Raw genomic sequence first — 24275 nt, 5'->3', positions numbered from 1 at the left:
TCATTTGCCTCCATCAAGTACCGCTAGTGCGCGTGCGAGGAGACGGCGGTCGAGCATTTGTTCTTGATACCGATACTGGTGTGTGCAGGAATCCCGTTTTAGACAGTCCGGGCATGCATGAATACACTGCTTGGTTACCTCTTCTATTCGTTCAGCCAACTCACTGAGATCGCGGCGCTGGGAACGTCTATTCGCAAACCGACGATACGTTTCTCTGACCCGGGTGTCGAAGAACGTTCGGTCCTCCAAAGCAAATACTAAGTCTACCGGCCGTGGTGTGCGGTTTAGTTGTTCCTTCGTTGTCGTATATGTCTCAGCAACAACGCTATAGAAGCGGGCCATTTCCCGAGTTTCGGCAATTCGGTTAAGGCGTCGGTGAAGTAGCGGTTTGACGTCATCGTACCGAGCGTACGAGAAGTCGACTCCAAGGTCCTGAAACACATCATTGAACTCGGGTACGTCGCGCCCAGATGCAATCTCGTTCGTTTGGGCGAGGTCAAACACGTACTCTCCAGAGTATTCCTTCAGCAAGGAAACCAACGTCTCTTCTGTAGCACCAATATGGCAGCTCGACTGTTCAGCAAGCCCGCTTAGCAGTTCAGTATCGGATAGCTCGCGTAAGTCATCGAAGACTTCACGGCTCACACCAGCACCGCCTTGAATTGAATCATAGATACCGATCTCAACGGTTTCGCCGCTCGTCTCTACGAAGTTCACGTCATACCAAGCTTCGAAGTCACCACCTCCGGCACTGTATTCTGCCGCCCACGAAGCAAGTCCATGTTTGAGTGAATGGATAAAGACATGCTCAGCAAATTGCCTCACTGACTCGCCGTCAGCACACTCCTCAATGATGGATTCCAACGAATCTCCATATTCATCCAGAAGCGTCTCATAAGTCGAGATTTCCCCGTCATCGTAATCAAGCAATCCTAACCGTCGGTCCCTAGACGGTAAGAGGCTCGGAAGACGTGCTTCAATGTCGTTAACACTGGCCTCAAATAGCGAGTCTGGCCCGTCAGACCCCATCGAAAAGAGGTAGTCGACCGCAATTAGGGCACGATAGAACGGGGTAACGCTAAATGCGTGCTCGAGAGCCTCCTCTTGGAAGAACAGGCGATCCCATAATCGACGGTATAAGAGCGAAAATTGGAGGTCTCGGAAAAGTGGCGTTTCTTTCTGGAAGACATTGTCAAGTAACTCAGTGACTATCGACCGGTCTATATCAAACATCAGAACCTGGCTTTCCTCACGGCTACCGACGAATGCAGTGGCGTCATCTTCCCCGTGACGATAGCGAATTACCTCTGAGAATGTCCTCTCTTCGCCGTATAACGTCAACAGGGTTGCATAGTACGATTTAAGAAATGTCGCGTCGTTGTTGAACTCTCCCTGCTCAATAAGGCCACCGGTCATCGTCGACAAATCCAGTGACTCTGGACTGTCGCCTCGTCCAAGGGGGTGCTTAAACCAGAGGAACTGCGAGGTCGGATCACTTTTCAGCGTCGTGAGCTCCTCTTCTGGGACGTCCTCTGGTTTCTGGTTCCTTACAACCCCGTTCGCAGAATCCCAATAGTAGTGCGTATGCACTCCGTTCTCACCCACGCTCGGATTCCAGACGATGAACTGTTGGGGAATGTAGACGCTTACCTCATCTACAGGGTGCTCAAACGGTGTGTACCGCTCTTCTTCACTCTGTGGTAGAATCTCGGACAGTTGGCTGGATGTTCGAATGCGCAGCCCGTCGTTAATATCTGCAAATCCTCTTCTCGATGAAGGCCCGAAATCGCCAGTCCATAGGTCGAATTCCCATCGGCGTTTGTAGCCGCCGGGCAGAAAGCTCCCCAACATAAGATCAAGCGGCTCATTCGCCAAAAAGCCGCCATTCGCGTTGACAACACTGATGTTACCGCCGACCTGCTCAGAGATAAACGTACCAGGAACGCTAAATGGCCTTGTTGCCTCTGGATCAAGTTCGAAGAGGTCTGGTATATGGCAATATGGACGGAAACGATTACGCTGGACCTTATCGAGTAGGTCAGATTGGTATTGAATCAGGCCATTAAGTCGTGCCAGCAATCGCTCTTCTTGCGTTAGGTCATCTGCTTCCGAGAGAGGAGTTTGATCGCTCATTTGTTGGAAGTGTTCTCCAAGTCGAGATTCCCCGCCGCAATCTCCTGGAAAAGCCGGCGCTTGAACTTCAGATCATCAAGGCTCTCCTCGAGATCGGCCTGACGAGTCCCTCTAGGGAAGCGTGCTGCCTCCCAGAATTCTTGGATGTCCCCTCCACCTACACTTGCAGGTGTTAACGGGGCCTGTGTTAGATTGATGTAGTCTCCAATTTCATCAATCACGGCAGTAATCTGCTCCTCGGGCACCATCGGGAACGCCTTGCGGAGCCAGTTAGTGATCTCATCCTGCTCATGTGTGAATTTCTCGTCTAACTCCTCAATGTCTAATCTTCGGTATATCTCGTCCGCGGTTTCGTTGTCAGTGACGTTCAAGTAATCGAAGATGGCAGAGACGAGGTGCTCTGTTCGAACAAACCTGTTCTCTTCATCCAGATTGATTTCGAGGTACCTCTCATCTGGGTCAGAGAGCAGGTTTTCATGGTGGAAGTAGAATGCGTCTTCAGGACGTGACCCGAGAACGACTACTGAGATTGGTTGATCATCAGGATCACGACCTCCTCTCCCTTTCCGTTGTACGAATCCGGGGATGTTCATCGGTGCTCGGTACTGGAAGGTTCCAATTATGCCGGGATGATCGAACCCAACTTCCAGTGCGCTAGTAGTGACCATAAGGTCCCAATTGTCGTCTTCAACGCGGGTCCCGTCCGGAGTCTCGGTTCGGCCACTTTTGTGCAGGTAGACATCCATCGGCTCAAGGTCAAGCTCGTCGGTCATCGTCCACCAGCACTCACCTGCCTCATAGACCGGGCATGGATTCAGGTTCTTGTTCGGAGGAAGTGGTTCACAGACCGCCCGTTCATGGGATGCTGCATTCGATCTGAACTGGTGCTTGGGGCAGTCTGGATTCGTCCCTGGTTCATCTTCGTCTCGCAGGAAAGCATCAGGGGTACGGAGAGTAAATAACTCCTGACCCTCGACACCTCGTCCAGACTCTGCGTCTTGGATATAATCACCTAGTCTTTTGACGGAATCGATCGAGTCAACGAACCCCAGAATTTTGTTCTTCAGTTGACCCTCGTCAGACTCCTGTTTGAGGATCGTATGGTACATCGTGAAGGCGACCTGAATCATGGACGAGAGATTCGTTACGTTCGTCTCTTCGAAGTCCTCTGGTCCCCATTCACGCCGAGGTTTGTACTTTGCTTCACCCTGTGGAACCTGGACCTCTCGGGGGTCTGTAGCCTTTATAAATACGAGATATTCCCACCCGATTTCTTCAATCTCACTCTCTTTTCTAAATTCCTTACTCGTCTCCTTCCATGGGATGTCTTCGTTCTTCCCTCGGGGAGTGATCTCTCTAGCACTGGGCGCCCCAAATATTGCCTCTGTAAACTGTTCAGCGTTTGATATTGTTGCACTGGAGGCAACCAAGTTGGGTTGTTGGTCAGGATCGACTTCACGCATCGCAGCTTGGAACCGCCGCATTACGTTTGCGACATGCATTCCGTACTGGTTCGTATAGACGTGAACCTCGTCGAGGACAACGAACTTTGGAGGTGACGCGTGTTTCCAGAACTGATCGTAGCCCCGGTGATCCATCAACCGTCGATGAAGCGTATCGGGAGTGACTACGATGATGTCGGCTGTGGCTCCCTTATCTGATCGGGCAAAGTCAGCCTTATGCGCGGGATCCTTGTCACAGACCATTTCATCGGTCGGCATTCCCCCATCACAGCCGTCAACGGGGCAACTGATCTCGGATTGGCTTGCACTACCGTGTTGGAGAGCAACTGTTATCGGGAGCGAATCATAGGGCAGTTCGTCGTCAGCAGCGATAATCTGTTCAATCTCGTATAGATACTCGACGATGCGCTCAAACTGGTTATCACACAGATCTTTTCGGGGGTATGCAAGAACAGCGTCAACACCGCCTACCCGAATGTTGTCATGGTTCGCCGTCAGGCTGTATGCGAGTATCGGGAACAAGAAGGCCTCTGTCTTACCACCGCCGGTGCTCGCGGTAATAACGTGGGCCCGTTCTTCGTTTCGTTCGGTAACTGCCCGGCGATAGAGTTCATCGAGGGATCTCCCCTGGAATGCAGCTAACCCGGTCATACCCCGGCGCTTACAAAGCCTGTATATCAGGGTGAGCGCATCATTCGTGGCCTCTCGCCAGTCTGTACGCCCGACAGACCCAAACTCAGAAGCAGGTTCGCCGGTACTTGCGCGCTGTAAAATCTCTCTAATTTTGTCACCCAAGTCAATTCCTTGGTCGCCCCATTTAGGCTTCTCACGGGACTGTATGTCCATCTTGACCATCTTCGTGAGACTGGGAGCATGCTCAAATCCACTTCGGTCAGCGAACCGCTGACGAAGTAGTGCGAAGTACCTAGTGACTTCTGCTACACGACTCCGAACGCGTTGTTTGTCGTAGACATAGAGTAAGACATCCCTTTCGACAAGTTTGTCGATGACGTGTTGGAAGAGTAGCTGGCTGGCCGTTTTGGTAGTTAGCTGAGCAGGGAATACGTAGGTAATATCGATATTTTCGCCAGTCTCCGGTTCATTTTCACCGAGTACGAAGGTTCGGTGAAACCGATCGAACAGGTCGGACAGTGCTACCGTAGAATCGTAGTTACCGGCGTTGATCTGCTGCTTACAAGCATTATCAACCCATCTAAGGACATGCTGTTGGAGGTCATCATGGTCTTCCCCGTCAACTAGAACCTCCCACATCTCCTTGACAGCATCAAGGTGCTCATGCTGTCCCATCGCTGCATTACTCATTGGTCATCACGACCGTTATGTCCTCGATGTCACTCGTAGAGTCCGAGTAGACATCTTTGAGTTGACTAAACGCTTCTGTCTCATTGAAGTCTGTCTCAGTGACGATCTTCGTGAAACTCCCATCATACTCACGCAAGGCAGCGACAAATTGCTCACGCCGAGTCGGCCCTTTTGCACGTTCACGAAGGTCGTCAATGAGTGTCGGCGCCGTGGCGAAGTCGCCCTTCTTTACGGTTTTCCGTGCTTCTTCAAGCAGGTCTTTCCCTTCCTCGTCGGATATTTCCGGGTCGAGGTCATCGAGCTGTTTTAGATACTGTTGTTGCTGCTGCTCAATCCCTTGTGCCTGATCTTTGAGTGACTTGAGCTCTGGTTCAATCTCTTCGAGGGTGCTGAGGGCAACCTGGAATTCGCCACTGTTGAACTGATCTCGGTAATCGTCAAATCGGGATTCAATTGTCTCAAGTTGCTCTTCTAGTTCCGCGTGCGAAGAGTTGTCTGCTGCAATAGCGTCGATATGGTCTTTCGCGCTGTCCGCTATGTCACGGAGTTGCTTGTATTTCTCAGTACATTTCGACTTGACTCCCAGAAGTTGCTCAACCTCATCGTCTATCGTATCTACCCGGTCATCGATGCTCCCAGTTCGTTTCGCAAGCCGCTCATACTGCTCGTTATCAATGAGAGACTCAAGTTCCGTATCCAGTTCTCCCAACTCGTCATCGTAGTCATCAAGCTGAGACCCGAATGAGCCCTCTACATCAGATTTCGAAATTTTCCGTCGAAGATCGTCAATATCGTCCCGAACTGAAACTGCGTTACCGATGATCTTCTCTTTGCGGTCAGAGACAGTATCTTCCAGGTCTTCCTCTAGTCCCACAATATCATCGATGAGGGCCCGAACCTCGTTCAGGTCGTTGTGGGTCGGGTTGAAAACTTCATCAAACTGATCGAGTTGAGTGGTGTAGTCCTCAATTCGGTTCTTGTAGCTATTGATACTCTTGGCGTCAAGCGAAACCGCTTCTTCGTAGAGCACCTGCGCCGCATCCAGCCTAGATTGAGCCCGGGACCTAGCTTCATTATACTGGTCCTCGACACTAACTATGTCGTATGCGTCGTGAATCTCTCCTTCCCGTTCTACTGTCGTGGGCTCAACGTAGTTCTGTCTCTGGAGATGGTCCAGATACCACTGAATCATCGCATTCTCGTCACCACGTGAACATCCAAGGGCAAAATCCGTAGTGACCTGTGCTTGGATTTCTTCCATAGTTAGCGCCCCCTGTTCATTGAGTCGTCGATAAATCTCGTACCAAGGAGGCCTATCATTCTCAATATCTGGGTAAATCCACCGTTGACCAGATTTGGCTACTAGATTCTGGTCCTTGAGACCGATCATATGGTCGGATTTTAGATTATAGCTCTGTATTTCTAATTCGTCCTGTAAATCACCGATCGTAAACTCCCGGGCGTCGTTCTTTTCTAAATGATCAATCACATTTCGATGGACTTTGTCAGGAAATGGAAGGATGGTGTCAGTGAAGGTCTCTTGTAAGCCACCGATAATGCCGATCTCAGAGATCAACGTGTGCCCATCGACCATTCCTTCAGCTTGAATCTCAGAATCACCGAGAGCCAACAACCTGCCGTAAATGAAGTTATCACGTTGTTCGGTAGAGAGATTGACTTCTATAATGCGGTCGGTGACAAACTGTCGCTCTTCGCTGTCTAGCCCGTTAACATACTTATTCGCCTCCGCGGATTGCTGCTGATTTTGCTTCACCAACGCACCGAAGGTAGCCCCCCGGGATTGGTAGGCTTCGACGTAGAGCTTGAGCAATTCTACGGGGATCTCTTGACCGTTATAGACCCCAACGGCGACAGTTGGCTTTCCTTTTCCTGGCCCTCGATCAACATCAATTAAGTAAAGAGCGTATTCGTACCGGCCGGAGGCGATGGTGACTGGATCCTTGTGCAGGCTCCCTTTACCCATCGATTGAACCGCTAGCGCTAGCCCACGTGAAAGGTATCTCTGGTATTTATCTGGGGCATTGGTTGCTTGAAGATCGAGCTTCTGTATTTCCGTACCTTCGTCACCTTTTCCGCGGAAGAGGAAGTCTTTGGCCTCTTCACTCAGAACGTAATAGTATCGGCCGTGTCGGTCACGCTTTTCAAGGACGCGGATTTCGCCAGCATCCTCTCCCTCAACAGTAATCGGGCTCATGAGAGCGCCAGGAACGCCGTCTGAGAAGGAGTTCTCTGGAATCGCATCTCCTTCTCCAATGAGGCGGCCCTCCAAACGCTCGAAGTCATCTCGTGCGTCCGGGTGTGCATCCTCGAGCCCCTTCTTGAGTGTGGTGAGTGCTTCTCCACTTAGGAGATCCTCGTCACGCACAAGAGAGGTGAAATCTCTAAGAGCGTAAACGATAGCATCGCCATCAATCCTGTCCGCATCTACCTTCGCTGCGTAGTTGAGGGCCTCAGAGTATATCTGAAGGATCGATCGTGGATGGCCGCCCGTAACCTCAGTTACAACATCGATAGTGTCCTCCACAATCGGTGAAATTTCACCACGGTTAGACGTTCGGTGAACATCCATCCGGTCAATTAGCATCTCCTTGACGTCCGATTCAGTAAGATCGCCGAGATAAATGTCGTCTCCTTGGAACCTTTGAACTAATGCATTACCCAGCGAGTCGTCGTCATCCTCGTATTGGGTAATTGCCATTCGCGCACCTTGAGAGAACCCGAGGAGAATATGTAGGCCGGATGTGTTCAATTCGTTAACAAAGTGGAGGAACGAGCGAATAAACCGCTGTACCTTCTGCTCGTCATTTTCTGCCTCAATATCTTCTGCTTCGTCGATGAAGAGGTAGACTGAGCGGTATCCTAATTCTTCCCTAGCGTGTGTGACGATTTTCCGAAGGTTTGTGGCAACGTTGTCTTGCAGACGTTCATATTGATAGGCCTCGTCGACACTACTGTCCGGTTCGACATCAGGAAGTGCCTCTACGTAGTCCTGAAGTCTAGGTTCGTCTTCTAGTATCTCCTCAACAATTTTCTCATACAGTCGACGAATACTCAAGCCTAAGTTGCCGACGTATACTGCTAGTGCTTCGTACGTTTCCCCCTCGACCTCAACGCCTTCTCTTACCTCGTCCCGCAACTCGATGAGATGGTGGGACTTACCTGTCCCATATTCTCCGAAAATCAGCCGACGCTTCATGAGGTCGGGCTCACGAATGCCCGATTGGACGAATTCACGTAGGCGATACTCCTGATCATCTCTTCCGACCAAACTATACTGTGCCGCAATCTCCTCATCCGCGATAGTGGTCGAGAATGGGTCTCGTTCCAACCCTAGTTCGTCGAATTTGCTTGCTGGTTCACTCATAGATTTTGGCTCCTTCAAGTACGCTTTCGTTGAGCGTCAACTGTTTGTAGCTACCTTCAGAAACGATACCGGCAGTGTGGAGTCTTTTAATGTAGTTATCGAATGTCCTTCGAGGGATCCCGTATAATGTTTCTAATCTCTCGAAGAGTTCTGGTTCTCGAATACTTCCTCCGTCTCCAATCAAATCCGAATATTCTTCGTAGATAACGTGTGCGAAGAGCCGGACAGGCCATCTTCCTTGGATGTAGCCATTATCACCCGGTTCAATAACGTCGGCATCTTCCAGAAGATCGAGGCCCATGTCAATTGTGAATTGATTCATCTTGTCACCAATGAACGCTTCCCCATCAAATTCCCGCATCACTTCGTAGTCCTTGACCGGGCCTTTTCGGTAGATGAATTTCGAGAGGACGAGCAGCATCGGGTGTTGGTACATGATATTCGCAAGAATTCGGTCTGCTTGAGCTCGCTGATCCCCTGCACCAACGACTTCCTCACCTGAATAAGTTAACACGACCCCCTTGTCGTTAAATTCCTCTTCAGCTGTTAGTCGATACCCTTCTTCGCTATTTTTTATGAGATTTGCATCACGAAGTTGCTCGATAATATCGTCTGCTCCTTCTGTAGCGGTTTCATCAGCATTGATTGTTTTCCGTTGTCTCAGTGCGTCTGTAAGCTCCTTCTTGGACATCGGGCCAGATTCTGCGATCAATTGAATGCCGGCCCGTAATTGGAAGAGACGCGCATACTGGAGGGTCATTCGAATAGGATATTGTTGGTCTCGCTCATAAGTAGATAAAGGCTTCCCTGACTACTCCCACGTTTTCCCCTGTCGCTGGAAATAATGACATGTCGACTTCTCGTTCTTTTTGCTGATAACACCTGTATTGGCCAATCGTTCTAGAACTGCCTTGACTTCTGATTTATCCGTTCCCAATTGAATATCTCGTGGGAGTTCTTCGTATATCTCGGCAGGAGTTCGATGTTTCTCTGAGAGGATTAATTGAATTTCATCTCGAAGATTAATCTCTGTGTCCTCTGTCGAATCGTCGATGTCCTTAGTAGGTTCATCGGGTTGAAGCGATCGGGCTATTTGCTCTACCCAATCGCTGATTTCGTTGTGAAGGACATAGTCACCAGACTGGTCTACATACCACTCAAAATCAGCGAAATCAATACTCATTACTTGATAAGTAGCTATTCCAACTTGGTTCTGTTCGATACGACCTATGAATTCTTCACCGACTTCCTGGATATGATCTGACGTTCCACGAAACATACGGTAGACCCCCTCAACCTGCCTAAACCGACGAGAAACACGTTCATAGTGATCATCGTCTTCAATATATGGTAGCGGAAGTAATGATGTATCGACATATGCGCGGTCAAACTCAGTCAAGTATTCGAACACTTCCTCCGGGTCAATATTCCAGTATTCACCGATCACGAAGGCGTAGTCTTCATCCAGTTCAGTGACTTTTCCACCAGGGATATGTTCGGCAATATGAGGGAGCGTATCGACATACTCGTCCAGTCCCAATAGAGAAAACATCAACGTTGGATCTACTACACGAGCGAAGAATGGGATTGTTTGAAGCGTATAATAGAGTGACCTTCCGTCACTGTCGACACCGCGTATCACACCGTGCCGTTCCTCAAGAAGGTTCAGTTTGAAATTCTCGTTCGTAAAGTCGTCTGACCCGCGTCGGCGATACTTATGTAGTATACGTCGAACGTCCGCGGGTTGTACGCTAAAGTGGTTTGCTAATTCTTCGATAGTGTATTGACCCTGCTCCAGTTGATCCAACACTAATTGGTCGAGAGAGCGTTCAAATATTCGAACCGCAGGCTTTCCCTTTGGCAGTTCATTTAGAAGTTGGTCAGTAGTCGCAACGCGCTTATTATGGACCAAGCGTCGTTGTTTGGTTTCTGAGAGGGAGTAGAAATCGACATCGTCAGCATACATATTGATAGCCAACTCTCGGTGACAGATATTTCTGTTCCTGTCTTACTCGCACCAACAGTGAACTGGACCGGTGTTTTGCTCCTCGCCCTGTGATTCGATTTCGCAAACGAAAAACTCACCTTCCGGATACATGATGAACCGATCTTCATCGATGTTCTGAACGGAAGCCACATCCTCAATCTCCCACTCAGCGCCCTCATTGCCGTCCCACGTGTAGTAGTCGTCTTCACCATCTACTGCGAAGTCGAGTACTCCGGTTCCGCTACCGATGATGTGCTGAACCTGACTTAGTCGGGTTGATTGTGTGATTCTGCCCATGAGTCAATTTCATTCGGCTACGGTAATCAATGTCCGCCACTTCAGAGGAAGGGGAGTAGTGCCAACGATGGAACTGGCATTTTCACCGCCGCGCATCCCACTACGCGGCGCTTTGTCGTCCGTTTAGACGAATGAGTGAAACCACCATAGGTATTCACAAACTAGAACTGTTGGATGATTATTAGATTACTTTCTGCATCGGGCACCCTGGGATCGGTGTCTCCCGCACCGGTCCTACTCTTCGTGAGCCACACCCGCGTCGAGAAGAATTTGCGCCATAACCGCCCTATTCGAGGATAAATCGGTTCAGCGGCGTCTATAATTCGGTATAATCGGGGCGCTCGGCGTATTCGATTGGATCGCGCTCGCCGAGATTTTGGAACGCCTGGAGACGGAACGCACACGCGTCACACGTGCCACACGCTGGTGCTTCTTCCCGGTAGCAGCTCCAGGTGTGTTCATAGGGGACGTCGAGTTCGAGACCGCGTTCGGCGATGTCTGTCTTCGACAACTCGACAAACGGCGCTTCGACGCTAATCTCCGTCTCCGGTTTCGTGCCGACGTCGACGACCTGCTGGAACGCCTCGAAGAACTCCGGTCGGCAGTCCGGATACCCCGAGAAGTCCTCGCTGTGCGCACCGATAAACACGGCCTCACAATCGTTGGCTTCTGCATACGACGTCGCCATCGACAGCAGGTTCGCGTTCCGGAACGGTACGTAGGAGCTCGGAATCTCGTCACTCTCCAAGTCTGCCTCCTCGACGTCCATCTCGTCGTCAGTGAGACTCGACGCACCGATCTTCGAGAGGTGGTCCGTCGTCAGGTGGAGGAAGTCTGCGGCGTCGAAGGCCTCGGCCTGGGCCTGCGCACATTCGTACTCCTTACTCTCGGTCTGCTGGCCGTAGGACGTGTGCAGCATGTACAACTCGTAGCCAGCATCCTGCGCGACAGCCGCCGCGGTCGCACTATCCATTCCCCCAGACGCCAGGATTACCGCTCGTTGCTCGCTCATCCCTGACCCTCCGTACGGTTGACAGCTGCTTGGAACCGCTCACGTTCTGCCTCAGTCGGTTCTCCGGCAGTTGCCCTGGTGGTGGTCGTGCTTCTCGTCTCGACGCCGCGCATCGCCTCACAGAGGTGCGTTGCGTTCATTTCGACAAAGACGGTAGCTGCGTCTAGTTCCTCTTTGAGTCCGGACGCGATGTCGTTCGTCAGCTGTTCCTGCATCGTGAGATTTCGTGACTGCCAGCGGACGTACCGAGTCAGCTTCGAGAGCCCTACCACCTCGTCTGTCGGCCGATACGCCAAATGAACTGTTCCAAAGAACGGCAACAAGTGGTGCTCACACAGCGAATACACGGGAATTGTGGTTTTGACAACGAGATCGGTCGTCTCGGCGTCGAAGGTCCGCATCGTCGGCTTCGCGGCCTCCCGTTGGCCTTCGGTGAGTGTCGCGAAGGCGTCCGGTACGCGGCGCTGCCAGGTCTCAGTCAGCGCGTTACTGTCCGGGTCCTCGCCGACGGCCTCTAACAGGAGGCGAACGCCCCGCTGTGCCTTCTCGTAGTCGATGTCTGATTCTACCTCGCCAGTCGCGAATTGAGAGTGCGTCCTCGTCATGTTACGTTTCGGGGGCGTCGTTCCAGAGGTCTACGTGCAAGCGGGGCGTGTACCGGTAGCCGTACTCCATCGCGAGTTCAGCTACCTCATTCCGGCGGGCATCGAGTTCGTCTCGAGTCGTCCCCTCGGGCATCAGCAGCACGTCAGAATCCGGGATGCGACTCGCTGCCGTCGATCGGACGTCAGCGAGGAGGGATTCGATCTCGGGCAGGTCATCGGGGCCAGTGACGACAAACTTGAGTTGTGCGTTATAGTCGTCGACGAGTGCGCCGAGTGCATCGAGGTCGATGCGCCGTTCTTCATGACGGTCTGCCCACTCGCCATCGCCCTTGGGGTCTTTCTCAGGGGTGGGTGTGCTGGAGGCGAGTTTCGGGCTGATGCTTGCCAGATCGATGGGGGCGTCACGGTGGATGGTACCGTTGGTTTCAACGGTAGTGTGGTAGCCGAGATCGTCGAGCTGCTCGAGGAGAGTGACCGCGTCATCGTGGATAAGCGGTTCACCACCAGTTAGGACGACGTGGTCGGCATCGTCGTGTGACTGGACTTCCTCGACGATGTCGTCGACGCTCATTGTGGCGTGGGTGGGCTCCCAGGAGGTGTGGTAGGAGTCACAGAACCAACATCGGAGATTACATCCGCTGGTGCGGACGAACACCGATGGCGTCCCGGTGAGCTTCCCTTCGCCCTGGAGCGAGTAGAAGAGCTCGTTGACCGGCAGTGCTGCGCCATCGACATCGTCCGCTGGCTGCTCATCAGCTGTCGAACTGACTGGCATCAGTGTGTCGCCCCCGCACAGAGCTCCGATGTCTCCCGCACCGCTACTGAGATGTCTGAGACTGACTCTGGAAGTGTCTCGAGGAGTTTTCGTTCCAAGACGAGCCCCATCACTTCCGCGGTCGGTGGGTGTTCGAGAACGACGAGTGAATCACCGTCGCCGCTCTGCTCGAAGGCGTCGATGAGGGGGTCGTCCTTCTCGAGGAGGAAGCGGTGGTCCCAGTCATCTATTACTGAGGTAATATCTCCTTTGTCTACGACCCAGCCATCTTGGGTGAGAGAACCAGTGACCTCCACCGAGATTTCGTAGTTGTGTCCATGTGGACGACTACATTTCCCATCGTGGTGGAGGAGGCGGTGCCCGGTGCTGATTCGGATCGGGTTGTCCCTTCCTATGAATAGTGTCCTCTCACCAGACTCGGAAAGGTCGGAGACCGATTCTTGTTCAAGATGCACACCAAGAGGCTCTCCCAGTATTCACTAAGTATTATCGGTAGCATACTCACTATGTCCCTAATCACGTGAGGAAATTATATTGCGGTTGGCAAATTAGAGCCCATAGTTGTGGAAACGTCGTCAGTCAGGCACCTAGAGACGGTTCAGCCGGATTGGGACGACCTTCCGCTAGCTTGCGAGTTGCTTGAGTTGCGACGGCGTGAGCCGAATGCCGATCTGCGGACATTAGCTTTCAACAGAGGTGTCGTGGGGTCAAGAAAAGTTCAGCACGTGACTCGACTCTTGGAACTGCTTGACCTTCTGGATGAGGGCGAACTAACTGAAAAAGGGCGATCGCTTACCGAAGCGTATGAACCTGCACTGCAACAGAGTCATTCTGGAGCAAAGTTAGGCATCGGAGTGAAAGATTCGCTATCGTGTACCGAACAGGCCCTTCTCTGGATGGTTATTTTTTATGAGCACCGTTTGCCAATGCTGGCAGTTCTCCATCAGCTCACAGTTGAAACCGTTCCGACAACTCAAGACACACCAGCGGCACAGAGGTTCGGTGAGCGAATCGACCATCTCTACCCCGATGTCGATAGTGACAGTTCGTGGGTACCACGTGCTAAAGTACACTACAAGTGGTTAGTCCACCTGGAACTCGCGAAGATTCGGTCAAGTAGTTACGTTCTGACCGAGATTGGCGACGGTGTTTTTGAGCAAGTTGAGGCAGAGTACCCTGACCAATGGGATTCGATACAGATCCATACTGGCCCTACACTATCTGACTTCGGTTAGTTAGTGCCAGTTACAGAGTGAGGGACTTCAAACGGATTTATAGGATGCCCTCCCATCGCTACTACTGGTGACTATCTAACGTGCGGTTCTACGTACCTGAGTGGGACGACGCAGTCGACTCCCACTACGATTTCGAACACGACGAACTCTCTACCTTGAACCGTCAAGAGCGCGATCTGGACTATATCTGGGACATTTTCGAGCCCGAAACCACACCAGTAGACGGGGTTCTCATATCTCGCGAACAGGTCGAAGAGACAAACCGCAAAGCCGAGCGACTAGCCCAGTACGGTGTCTACGATGACCCCGTACTTTCTATCCCGAATTGGTTACCGACGATTAGTGACTGCGGGGCTTGGGGGTACAAGTCGCTCCCTTTCCCACCGTACGGGAACGAGGATATGCTCGACTTCTACGAGACGCTGGACGTTACTGTCGGCGTCACTATCGACCACCTCGTTCTAGGGTCGGGAAAGGACAAGGGACGACTTTATCTTGACGAACGCGCGTTCGACGGAGAACTCAACAAAGGCGACATCCCCGATCCCATCACCGACGTCGTTGACGTTATGATCGAGGAATGGCCAGAGGAATGGCCCTCATATGTCGACGAGTACGAGCCGACGATTCGTACTGATCCCGATATAGAAGTTGAGCCGTTCATCGCTGAGGACTTTCGGGGAGACATTGATACCGTTCTGTCCCGTCTCGCACAGGATTCACGTGCGGTCTATCGCGAACACGACGCCGAGTTCCGCTACGACCTGACGCTGCGGAACGCCCGAGAGATGTATGACCTCTACCAGCGTCGTGACTATCCGTTCCGACTGATGGTCGCTATCCAGGGATGGAACCCTGATTCATACAGTAAGGCCACCGAGGAAGTGCTTGGTATGGGTTATGACTACCTCGGAATCGGGGGAGTCGCAGGTAGCCCAGTTCACGACGTTCGTGGAATCGTCAAGAGCGTCGGGAAGACGATCAAGCAGTTCGAACGAGAACACAACACCCGCATCGACTCTCACGTCTTCGGCTTCGCGAAGACTGAGGCGTTCGAGACGATTGGTCGGTCGGGGATGACTAGTTTCGACAGCGCGAGTATGCTTCGTTCGGCGTGGACCGGTGGACAGAATTATCGTCTTGATAACGACGAACGCTACGATGCCATTCGAGTTCGCTATCCATCGAGCCGGGACGATCTCGACGAAGCTGTTGAAACGTCCCTACGCGGTCGTGAAACATTGGTGGCACTCCGAGCATACGATACAGGAGATTCGATTCGTAATGCTCTCGAGAGTTGGTACGAACAGGCTGAGAAGGTGCTTCCAGCGACGAGAGAATATCTCCTGGAACACCGCCACGATGATCAGTATGATGAGTCGCTCCTACAGGACATAGAAAGGGCGTTCCGAGAGGATTTCGAGTATGGCCGCGAGCTTCAGGCGAGCTTCAGTGATAATCTCCGTAGTAAGTTAGTCAAACTCCTGCGGGAAGATACCCCGACTGCTCCAGTTCCGTTCGAGGAGTACGACGAACTACTGAGCACAGCGGTAGACGTATTTGAGGGGTTCCCACACGCGAAGACCGTTTTGAACGAGCCGTACGTTGTCAGTGACTATGATCGAGTCTGGGCGATTGTCCGGGATTACGCTACTTGGATCGGTGACGACGACCTGCTCCAAGAGTATCAAGACACCCTTCGAAGTCGTCCGTGGGAGAAATGTAACTGTCCAATCTGTAGAGAGTACGGTGTCGAGGTTTGCATCTTCCGGGGGAACGATCGGAATCGGAGACGAGGGTTCCACAACACACGACGCTTCTACGATGAATTCGAGGAAGACCTTCCGAAGATCCTCGTCGCGACCCAGGGGGATGCAGCCTACAGTGGCTACGAAACTGTTGAAGACTATCTGTGCGACAAACACTCCTCGTTCTGGACTCAAACACATGACCTTCCGGTCGCAGAGATTGGTGTACTAGATGCGAACGGCGTGAGTGAGTGGTGGGAAGAAACCCCGTCGCTCGTCTCGTTCGCCCCAGATCGTATGGCAGCAAACGTCGGCGAACAAGCAGCGAGGTACCAGCACCTCTTCGTACACACATTGGATGGTGAACTTGACGAAGAAGCTGTAGCGGCTGCTCGGGAAAACGGTTGCGAGGTACACACCAATAGCAACCCTCGAGACTTGCGAGATGAAATACTCGAGGTCTGCGGGCAAAACTATGCAGCCAGTGACGACTTCGTGCCTCATCCACCTGAGATTGATACCGAAAACGGATTGGACATCCTTGTCATCGACCAATGTTCAGGATCGAAGGAGATACCAGACGACGCGCCGATTTTCGGTGAAGAGGAAACTCTCCAATTCTCTCGTGAAGACCTCCTCGCTCGGGATAATGTGCCAGGTATTGCAGCACGCGACCTGTACACGGGACGCCAGCAAAACCACGTCAAGAGTGCAGTTAGATGGCTTCTGCGACAAGGTCACGACGTCGACCGTTACTTCGTAAGTGCAGGATTTGGCCTTGTCGCAGAAGACGACTATCTCCCCCCCTACGAGGTAACATTCAGCTCAATGAATGTTAGCGACATAAGAGAGCGATCTGCGAAACTCGACATTCAAAAAGACCTACGACACCTCCTTCAAGAGGCCGATTATGATGTCGTATTCTTTACCCTTGGGAAGGATTATTACACCAGTATCGACATCGACGAGATGGTCCAGGAGGTACGTTCAGACCGGATTGGTGTGGTCTTCAACCGCGAACTTGTCGAAGACCAATTTGACAATATCGAATCCATTCCCGCGCGGACAGAGGACGCAAAAGAACATAGCACGATCGTTGTTGGACTCAAGGGTCACTATATGAAGAATTTCGCTCGATACATCGATACTGTCGATACTCTTCGCCCGGAAACTATCGAAGAACTATGTCGGCGAGTAGAGGAAGTACCACCACAAGCGGAATTTGAGTCTGAGTGATCCTCCACTACCAAGTGGCATCGTACGTGTTCTTCCGCTCCTAAGAACCATCCCCCACTCTAGGATAAATGATATATTATTGAACGGTCCATATTGCCCCATTCACTAAATAAGAGGACAGCCTACCCGAGCGGGAGGCATGTTGTATCGACGCAGGAAACTCGACCTCCCCCGAGGGGAATTAGATACCCCTGTTCTCTTCCCCGTCAGAAACATCGGGAAGCGGTCGAGTGACAATACACCGACGTACGTCGGCACGATCCCAGAGTTCTCGGCAGCGATGATCAACGCGAGATCAATTCGCAACCGAGACCCAATGTGGCAGAGAATATCGAATGGTGTAACATTACGGGAGGAAATGGACGTCCCCGAGGACACCATCGTTTTCGCTGATAGTGGTGGGTTCGATTTCGCCAACGAAGAAGTGGACACTACCCCAGCAAAAACGCTTGATACCCAGAGACAATTGGACGCGGACATCCTCGGTACAGTCGACATTCCTCTCTCAAGGGAGAATCGGGCAGCAGAAAACCAACGGCGAATCGACCAAAGCATCGAGTACGCACTCAAAGCGAGCGACCATCACGATGGGGAGGGCCTTCTCTTCGCGAGTGTCCATGGTTACGATCCAGAGACGATCCGGAATAACATACAATACTTAGAGAAGAATGGTGAATTCGATGGCTATGCCCTCGGAAGTATGGTTCCAATACGAACCGACTATAAAAAAGTAACAAAACTGATACTATCTGCACGAAACGCGACAGACAAGCACCTGCACGTGTATGGTCTCGGAGGTCTCGTCTATCAACCACTGCTGCTCTACTTGGGGGTCGACAGTTTCGACTCTTCGGCCTTCATTCGTAGTGCAGGCAACCGGAACTACCTAATTCCGGGATTCGGGGGAGAAGAACTACGCAATATCGAGGAACTAGACAGGCTCCCCTGTCCCTGCCCAGTGTGTGGACAAAAAGCACTCGACGAGATTCGCGAAGACCGAACTGCCCTGACCCAGCATAATCTCTGGGCACTTGCGACCGAGCTGCGACGCTTCCGGTATGTCGCCGAATCTGGTCGAGATATTGAGGAGTACCTCGACTTGCGCTTCAGCGGCAACGAGGTCACTAAGCGGGCATACGAAACCGCGAAGCAACAGATGAGGAGGCTCACATGAGCGATGAGAGACCAACTGTAAGGCCAGTCACTCTCAGCCGGATGGCTGAACTGACTCATGCCTGTGAAGCAGTTAGCAAGTCAACTGTAGATCTTGAGGACGAATTGGAGGTAAGTCACCGCCGTGCACGTGAAACAATCCTTGAAGCAAAGCGTATCTCGTTGCTCGACGAAGATGATTCTGGCGAGGAACCAGTCTATACGACGACTGATGTCGGTTTGTCATTCCTTAGTGCAATTCGCGACGAGGACTGGAGCCAAGTAAGTACAATCTTGGAGACACGTAGTCCCCACTACGGGACATTCATCGAGGTTCTCGAAAACGTCGAAAACGCTGGTTTAGACACACTCTTGACTCAATTGGAAGAGGCACAAGAGTTCAGCCCATATTCATATAACCAAACGAGTGTGGAGGTCCTTGGGGATTGGGCTGAGCGGTTGGGCCGAGTCCAACGGAACGCGTTCACAGGTAACTACTACTTGGTAGACCAGGCGGCGATATCCGCTAACTACCACTACCTGCTTTTGGACGTGTACGACGATCTTGAAGAGAGAGCAGGTGTTGACCTTCGACAGCGCTACCTGTCGATTCCACGTCTCCGTGAGGAGACCTGTGAACGACTCGGCTGCACTCGCGATGATTTCGACGCAGCGCTGCTGGAGCTCTGCCGACAGAACGTCGGTAAGCTCGAGCTGTCGGGAGCGCCAATGGATACGGCTGCGAAGGATTCTGCACTCGGCATCAAGCGTATAGCGCTCTCTGAAGAGGACGGTTTAGTTAGCACATCCCAGTCCACTCAGCAGGTTATGGCCGGCGTTGAACAGTTCGGTAAGAAATACTACTACCTCGCGGTGCATGACCGCGACATCGAATACTCGCAGGAGGCTACATAATGTCCGACGCATTCACGATCACCGACGAACAGCAAGACTACTCACAGTACGACCTAAACGCGAACCCCTTCCCATACAGTCCAGTTCCAGCTGAAGACCCCGAGATTTACTGTGGGCAGCAGCACGTTTCGGATAAGATCAGCTCGACGGTTTCGTCGATGTTGTCTACTGGGAAGTCGAAACATCTGGTAGTCACTGGAAAGTATGGGAATGGGAAGTCTCACACGCTCAAATACACGCGCTCGCTCCTCCGTGGTCGCGACGACGTCGTCGTGGGATATGTCGCCCAGCCTGGTGAAGGATTCCTCGACATCTACCACGAGTTTGTCTACGACCTGGGTTTCAACCGACTCCAAGAGCTCGCGTACGAGTTTCTTGCATCTGTGGCGAGAGATGTCACCGACACAAACCCGATCGGTGCCAGTGGGATGGAATCGCTGATTGACGAAGGCGATGTGCTGCTCTCGGAAATTGTCCCCGAGGCGATTCGCCGCCTCAGCGATGTGACGAAATTCGCCGACTTTGCGCGTGCCATTATCCACATGGTGTACGAGGACACGAATCTCTACGCGTGGCAGTGGCTTACCGCAGAGGGGATTCGTTACGAGCAGCGCAAGGAGATGGAAATTCACAGCGCACTCGACGACGACACGATGGGTGTTCGGGCCTTCACTGCACTCAAAAATATGCTCCTCGAACTCGGTTATACGGGTATTTTCGTCTTCGTCGACGAGTTCGAGAGCATCGCGCGACTCTCACCAAAGGATGAACAGGCAACACTCAACAGCATTCGGCACCTGATGGATCAGAACAGTTCGGGACTATGCATGCTGTTTGGTTGTGCTCCCGAGGTATGGCAAGACGTGATGAGTGAGTACCACGCGTTCAGTGAGCGAATTGGGGAAGAAGTTGCTCTGAAACCCCTTACAAGTGAGAACCTCTATGAGTTGGTGCGTGATTATCTAGATCAAGAGAGAGTGTCTTCTGCTGATAATGAAGGGATAGAGCCATTCTCTGAGGAGGCGTTGGATTTGATTCTCCAAACATCACAGGGCAATATCCGACAGGTCCTATCTATGTGTAGTCGTATCCTCGATGATGCTGCGGAATCAAAGGAAAATAAAATCACAGCTGCTTGGGTGGAAGAGACGGTCTGATAATCAATAATTCAAGTGTTACCATTTCGGGGATCGTCAACGAATTCATAAAGCCCCTCCGTGACCTTAGTTACCCATCCAGCAGCGATGAGTTGCCTAAGTGCATAATTCACCTGCTGCTTGTTTAGGCCGGTCTGTTCCCGTAGGAATAATGGGTTTGCTCGTCCCCAGGGTTGAGATGAACCCTGCCCTTCCTTCAAAACATTCAGGATTTCTTCCTCGTTTTCACTCGGAGCGTATTCCTCATTAGTCATGTGTGGCGAATACGCATCTGTTCGTATAGTCGTATCCTTCCCCAATAGTCTAACAGAGTATATTACTACGTTAGAATTAAGGGTCTGGGAGAGTGTTGAAGGTATGAAGCGCGGCCCCTCAGAAACGAGGGCGGTGCTGGAGACACCGCGCCCGCGCTGCCTGAGACAGACAGCATGTACATTCAAACCGACAACCTGCAAAAATCCGATGGTCAGAATCGGTATGTACCGCCGAGAGGAATTCAAGGAGATCTTGTATGACGTCTACTGCTCATTACCCCAGTAGCGTTACGAATGTCCTTGGAATTCTCGGAAATGAACGGCGAGTCCTTCTATTAAATTACTTATTCCTATTCGGGTACGAACAGGATATTGATGTCCGACATCTGGCTAGGGTGATTGGAAGCGTCGAAAATGGAACTTCACCACGAGAAGTCACTTCCCAAGATTATGAATCAGTATATAATGGGTTGATTCAGAACCACCTGCCAAAACTCGCCAAATACGATATTATTGATTACGACGATCGCGCTAAAATCGTAACAGTCACTCCTCGTATTGAGGAGTATTTGATCCTGATTGTGGTTGCTCGAATGATCGACTGATACCGCCATTTTATTTCGCCTCAATATGGGCGGAGGCGAGATCCAATGAGACTCTCGATACGAGTTATTGATCAAGAAGAGAACGAACAGACAATTTCCGGCGTTAAGCGGGATGACTGGGAAAGTATGAATGATCCCTGTCCGGAGTGTGGAGGGCTTGAGTTCAACCATTTTTCAGTATCTGGTGGGCATTACGGCTCACGTGATTCTGCTGTCGTAATGCGTTCTGATTTTTGGGATGCGGAGCAATCCCTATTCACGCGATGCCGTGAGTGCCGCGAGATTCTCTACAAGCATCCTGCATTTGATCTCCTCTTTCCCTCGGGTGATAGTGAGGAAATTTCTTTAGACTTCTAACCTCTCCTCACTAAAGCTTGAGACCCTCATACATCCGGTCAAGGATCTCCAGTGCCGACTGAAACTGGGCGTAGTTTTCGCGCATATACTCAACCGTCTCACCTCTCGGGATCACCGGATATCCTTCGACGTGATTGACATCGAGTGACGAACGTGGCTCAAGGACGACCTGTAGCGGCCTCTCTAACTCGTCTCCCGTCGCTCGAATGCGGTGGGAAGGTCGAACGATTCAAAAAACTCTTTCCAGGCGTCGATATCTTGCTCGTAGACAGCTAGGAACAACAGATAGTCGGTAGGCTTGCGACCGACTTGGTATCCGCCCTGGTCCAGACATAGACAGCATCGATCCGCTTGAAGGCAAACGGCCAGTCTCCAAACTGTGGGAGGACGTACGCCTCCTCAATCGAGAGGGAACTGCCGCCGGCACTGGCAGCGATGAGTTCGCGGGCGGCGTCTCTTACCTGCTCGTTGACGACAGAGAGGCCGTCATCATAGTGGACGTATCCTGAGTCTTCGAGACGGTTCACGGCCTGTCGGACCGTCTCGTACGGCGTGTGGAGTTGTTGGGCGACATTGCGGATAGAGTCGCCACTCTTGATGGCGAGGACGACCTGTACCGCCGTGTCGTCGAGTATCTCGTACATCCGATGGTTGCCAAAAATCTGGGAAAGATAAAAAATCATACTAGATGTGTGGTTGAGTATCTTCAGTCACAGTAGAGGAGGGTTCTATGATTAATCTGAACCCCCGTAGTGAGGGGTCACTCTTCCTGATAATCGTGATCCTCGTTTTTGTCAAGGAACTGTTTGAGTGGTCTTCCAGTGAACTGACCGTTATTGAGTCCGGTCTATGAGAGATCGTTTCCTGATTCTACGTTCCACTCTTCTATCTAATCTATTTTGAGATAGAATACTATTCTTGAATAGCCTAAACAGTATAGATAGTACACCATTCAAACTATTCACCATAGAGTTAAGTTGAGAGGGGTGAATACTTTTGAATAGTATGAGTGGCTCGGATAGCAAGAATAGCATAGATAGAACAAATAGCCCGAATAGCCCATATGATTCGGTACAGACCGATGGGAACTCTCGGGCTGTTTCGGTGTGTATGCTGAAGGGGGGCGTCGGCAAATCGACGATCGCTGTCAACCTCGCCCGACAGCTGGCCTCACACGACCACGATGTCCTCCTCATCGATCTTGACCCGAACGGCCACGCGTCCGTGGGCCTGGGGTTTGACGACCAGTACCACAACACCGAGGAAACCATCGGCGACGTTTTCTTCAACGATGCTGACCCGACTTCAGTTGTCTACGATACCAGCTATGAGTTCGATATCCTCCCGTCCAGCGAGGACTTAGAACAGGTCGAGCGGGAGATCGTCGTCGGCGACGTATTCCAACCCTCTGCGCTGCTCAAACGGGAAGTCGTCGACCCACTCCTTGGGGACACGTACGATTATATCGTCACGGATTCGCCGGCGTACCGATCCCGACTCACGGACAACGCGCTCGTCGCGACGGCGAACTTGGTGCTTCCGCTCGCCCCGGGGAACGAGGCGATGGCCGGCTTGGAGCGAACCATCGAGCGACAGATCTCCCCGCTTCGGCAGCATATGGACGTCGACGTCCTGTCGCTGGTTCCGAACATGTTGAGCGGCCGTATCGACCAGCAGACTCAAGATCGACAGCTCCTCGAACGTCTCAACTCGCACGATAATCTTCAGGACCGCATCCCGAATTTTGCGAGAATCACGGACTGGGAGGCTGTCGACGCCGGCGATCTCAAACCCTCACCAGGCATCCGGGACCGAACCAGCATCACGAAGGCCTATGGCGAGCGCAAACCCCTGCTGGACTACGACCCTGACTGTGACCAGTTGCAGTGTTTCGACGAGTTGGCGCACATCGTCGAGGCAGGTGAGGTGGTCCGCCATGTCTGACGACGATCCGTTTGCCGACCTCGGGGAGACACTCGAAGATGAACCGGACGACGAACCCCAGGATACGGATGACGCGTCTGAATCGGAAGGCGACGAGGAGATGCCCTCTCAGGAACCCGTCGAACGACAAAACCCGATGACCGATTCAGCGTTCAGCTATGAGGCCGCTAAACAGCGGCCTTTCTACGCCCGGGTGGCTACGATCGAGGACTTCGATTCCTGGCTGAAGTACGAACTGGAACGCGAGCTCAACCAGCAGGGCTACCAGAACATCGTCGTTCGGGAGATGACTGATGCTCTTCTCCGAACCGTCGTGGAGGAAGATCTCGTAGACGAAGTGGCCGAACGATTCGAACAAGCCCGCGAGTCTGCTTCTTCAGAATCGACTGAATAGCGCACTATTCCAAAATAGGATACTATTCTACAATACCCCACCAGCAACCTCAGAATAGTCTGATTCCGCCTCTATACGGTGGACTCAGTTGAGACCGTGGCTCAGTTTTGGTATAGCGATATATAATTTATAAATCTGGTTTCTTGGCTATTAACACTGCTACCGCCGGAATCCGGAACTTTAGGCAAATAGACGTCTGGTCGTGATTACGCCGGTAATCACGACCACTTTGAAGTACCCCGACGCCGTCGGTGAAGCACGAATGCTGCAACCGCCTCACGACGGCGCTTCCCCCAGG

General features: G+C 51.9%; 18 protein-coding genes and 1 pseudogene. 7 read left to right on the top strand and 12 right to left on the bottom strand.

Features of this window, described 5'->3' with window-relative positions; genetic code table 11:
- From NO889_RS13675 to NO889_RS13630, 10 genes are all read right to left on the bottom strand, one after another.
- Complete coding sequence (locus NO889_RS13675) at window positions 1-2133, bottom strand: hypothetical protein (protein ID WP_256412795.1); 2133 nt, start codon at window positions 2131-2133, stop codon at window positions 1-3.
- On the bottom strand, window positions 2130-4919 hold the full coding sequence (locus NO889_RS13670) for a DEAD/DEAH box helicase (RefSeq protein ID WP_256412794.1): 2790 nt from the start codon (window positions 4917-4919) through the stop codon (window positions 2130-2132). The genes NO889_RS13675 and NO889_RS13670 overlap by 4 nt, the downstream gene beginning before the upstream one ends.
- A complete protein-coding gene (locus NO889_RS13665) occupies window positions 4912-8304 on the bottom strand; it encodes a coiled-coil domain-containing protein (protein ID WP_256412793.1) in 3393 nt (1130 codons plus the stop codon). The genes NO889_RS13670 and NO889_RS13665 overlap by 8 nt, the downstream gene beginning before the upstream one ends.
- A complete protein-coding gene (locus NO889_RS13660; protein WP_256412792.1) occupies window positions 8297-9064 on the bottom strand; it encodes a hypothetical protein in 768 nt (255 codons plus the stop codon). The genes NO889_RS13665 and NO889_RS13660 overlap by 8 nt, the downstream gene beginning before the upstream one ends.
- 51 nt (window positions 9065-9115) lie before the next feature.
- On the bottom strand, window positions 9116-10270 hold the full coding sequence (locus NO889_RS13655) for a hypothetical protein (protein WP_256412791.1): 1155 nt from the start codon (window positions 10268-10270) through the stop codon (window positions 9116-9118).
- A gap of 42 nt (window positions 10271-10312) precedes the next feature.
- Window positions 10313-10588, bottom strand: a complete 276-nt coding sequence (locus tag NO889_RS13650; RefSeq protein ID WP_137685209.1) for a hypothetical protein — start codon at window positions 10586-10588, stop codon at window positions 10313-10315.
- Between the two features lie 316 nt (window positions 10589-10904).
- Entirely contained in the window at window positions 10905-11600 is a 696-nt protein-coding gene (queC, locus tag NO889_RS13645; protein ID WP_137685210.1) for a 7-cyano-7-deazaguanine synthase QueC, read from the bottom strand.
- Entirely contained in the window at window positions 11597-12205 is a 609-nt protein-coding gene (gene folE / locus NO889_RS13640) for a GTP cyclohydrolase I (protein WP_256412790.1), read from the bottom strand. Before folE ends, queC begins: the two co-directional genes overlap by 4 nt.
- A gap of 1 nt (window position 12206) precedes the next feature.
- Window positions 12207-12980: a 7-carboxy-7-deazaguanine synthase QueE gene (locus NO889_RS13635; protein ID WP_058365348.1), complete on the bottom strand. Its 774-nt coding sequence runs from the start codon at window positions 12978-12980 to the stop codon at window positions 12207-12209.
- On the bottom strand, window positions 12980-13435 hold the full coding sequence (locus NO889_RS13630) for a 6-pyruvoyl trahydropterin synthase family protein (protein WP_256412789.1): 456 nt from the start codon (window positions 13433-13435) through the stop codon (window positions 12980-12982). Before NO889_RS13630 ends, NO889_RS13635 begins: the two co-directional genes overlap by 1 nt.
- Before the next feature lie 860 nt (window positions 13436-14295).
- On the opposite strand from NO889_RS13630, the gene NO889_RS13625 reads away from it, so the two are divergent.
- The 4 genes from NO889_RS13625 (at window position 14296) to NO889_RS13610 (ending at window position 20423) form a co-directional block, all read left to right on the top strand.
- On the top strand, window positions 14296-17199 hold the full coding sequence (locus NO889_RS13625; protein ID WP_256412788.1) for a DUF6884 domain-containing protein: 2904 nt from the start codon (window positions 14296-14298) through the stop codon (window positions 17197-17199).
- Between the two features lie 139 nt (window positions 17200-17338).
- Window positions 17339-18373 (top strand): tRNA-guanine transglycosylase, encoded by a 1035-nt coding sequence (locus NO889_RS13620; RefSeq protein WP_176696622.1) that lies wholly within the window; start codon window positions 17339-17341, stop codon window positions 18371-18373.
- Window positions 18370-19266 (top strand): hypothetical protein, encoded by an 897-nt coding sequence (locus NO889_RS13615; protein ID WP_058365351.1) that lies wholly within the window; start codon window positions 18370-18372, stop codon window positions 19264-19266. Before NO889_RS13620 ends, NO889_RS13615 begins: the two co-directional genes overlap by 4 nt.
- Window positions 19266-20423: a BREX system ATP-binding domain-containing protein gene (locus NO889_RS13610; protein ID WP_004514821.1), complete on the top strand. Its 1158-nt coding sequence runs from the start codon at window positions 19266-19268 to the stop codon at window positions 20421-20423. The genes NO889_RS13615 and NO889_RS13610 overlap by 1 nt, the downstream gene beginning before the upstream one ends.
- Window positions 20424-20434: 11 nt before the next feature.
- Here the strand turns inward: NO889_RS13610 and NO889_RS13605 are convergent, their stop codons facing one another.
- Window positions 20435-20677: a helix-turn-helix domain-containing protein gene (locus tag NO889_RS13605; protein WP_004514820.1), complete on the bottom strand. Its 243-nt coding sequence runs from the start codon at window positions 20675-20677 to the stop codon at window positions 20435-20437.
- A gap of 257 nt (window positions 20678-20934) precedes the next feature.
- Here NO889_RS13605 and NO889_RS16560 point away from each other — a divergent pair, with 257 nt between their 5' ends.
- On the top strand, window positions 20935-21282 hold the full coding sequence (locus NO889_RS16560; RefSeq protein WP_379787777.1) for a DUF7344 domain-containing protein: 348 nt from the start codon (window positions 20935-20937) through the stop codon (window positions 21280-21282).
- A 367-nt stretch (window positions 21283-21649) separates the two neighbouring features.
- Here NO889_RS16560 and NO889_RS13600 read toward each other — a convergent pair.
- Window positions 21650-22283 (bottom strand): annotated as a pseudogene (locus NO889_RS13600) (helix-turn-helix domain-containing protein).
- A gap of 361 nt (window positions 22284-22644) precedes the next feature.
- Between NO889_RS13600 and NO889_RS13595 the strand changes: the two are divergent.
- The gene (locus NO889_RS13595; protein ID WP_080508313.1) at window positions 22645-23583 is read left to right on the top strand and encodes a ParA family protein; all 939 of its coding nucleotides are present in this window, start codon (window positions 22645-22647) and stop codon (window positions 23581-23583) included.
- Window positions 23576-23977: a DUF7970 domain-containing protein gene (locus tag NO889_RS13590; RefSeq protein WP_256412787.1), complete on the top strand. Its 402-nt coding sequence runs from the start codon at window positions 23576-23578 to the stop codon at window positions 23975-23977. Before NO889_RS13595 ends, NO889_RS13590 begins: the two co-directional genes overlap by 8 nt.
- Window positions 23978-24275 lie beyond the last annotated feature (298 nt).

It is taken from the genome of Halorubrum rubrum, from assembly GCF_024494685.1.
Classification (GTDB): Archaea; Halobacteriota; Halobacteria; order Halobacteriales; family Haloferacaceae; genus Halorubrum; species Halorubrum rubrum.
Note: the sequence above shows the minus strand (reverse complement) of the source record. Positions and strands in the feature narration are given on the sequence as shown.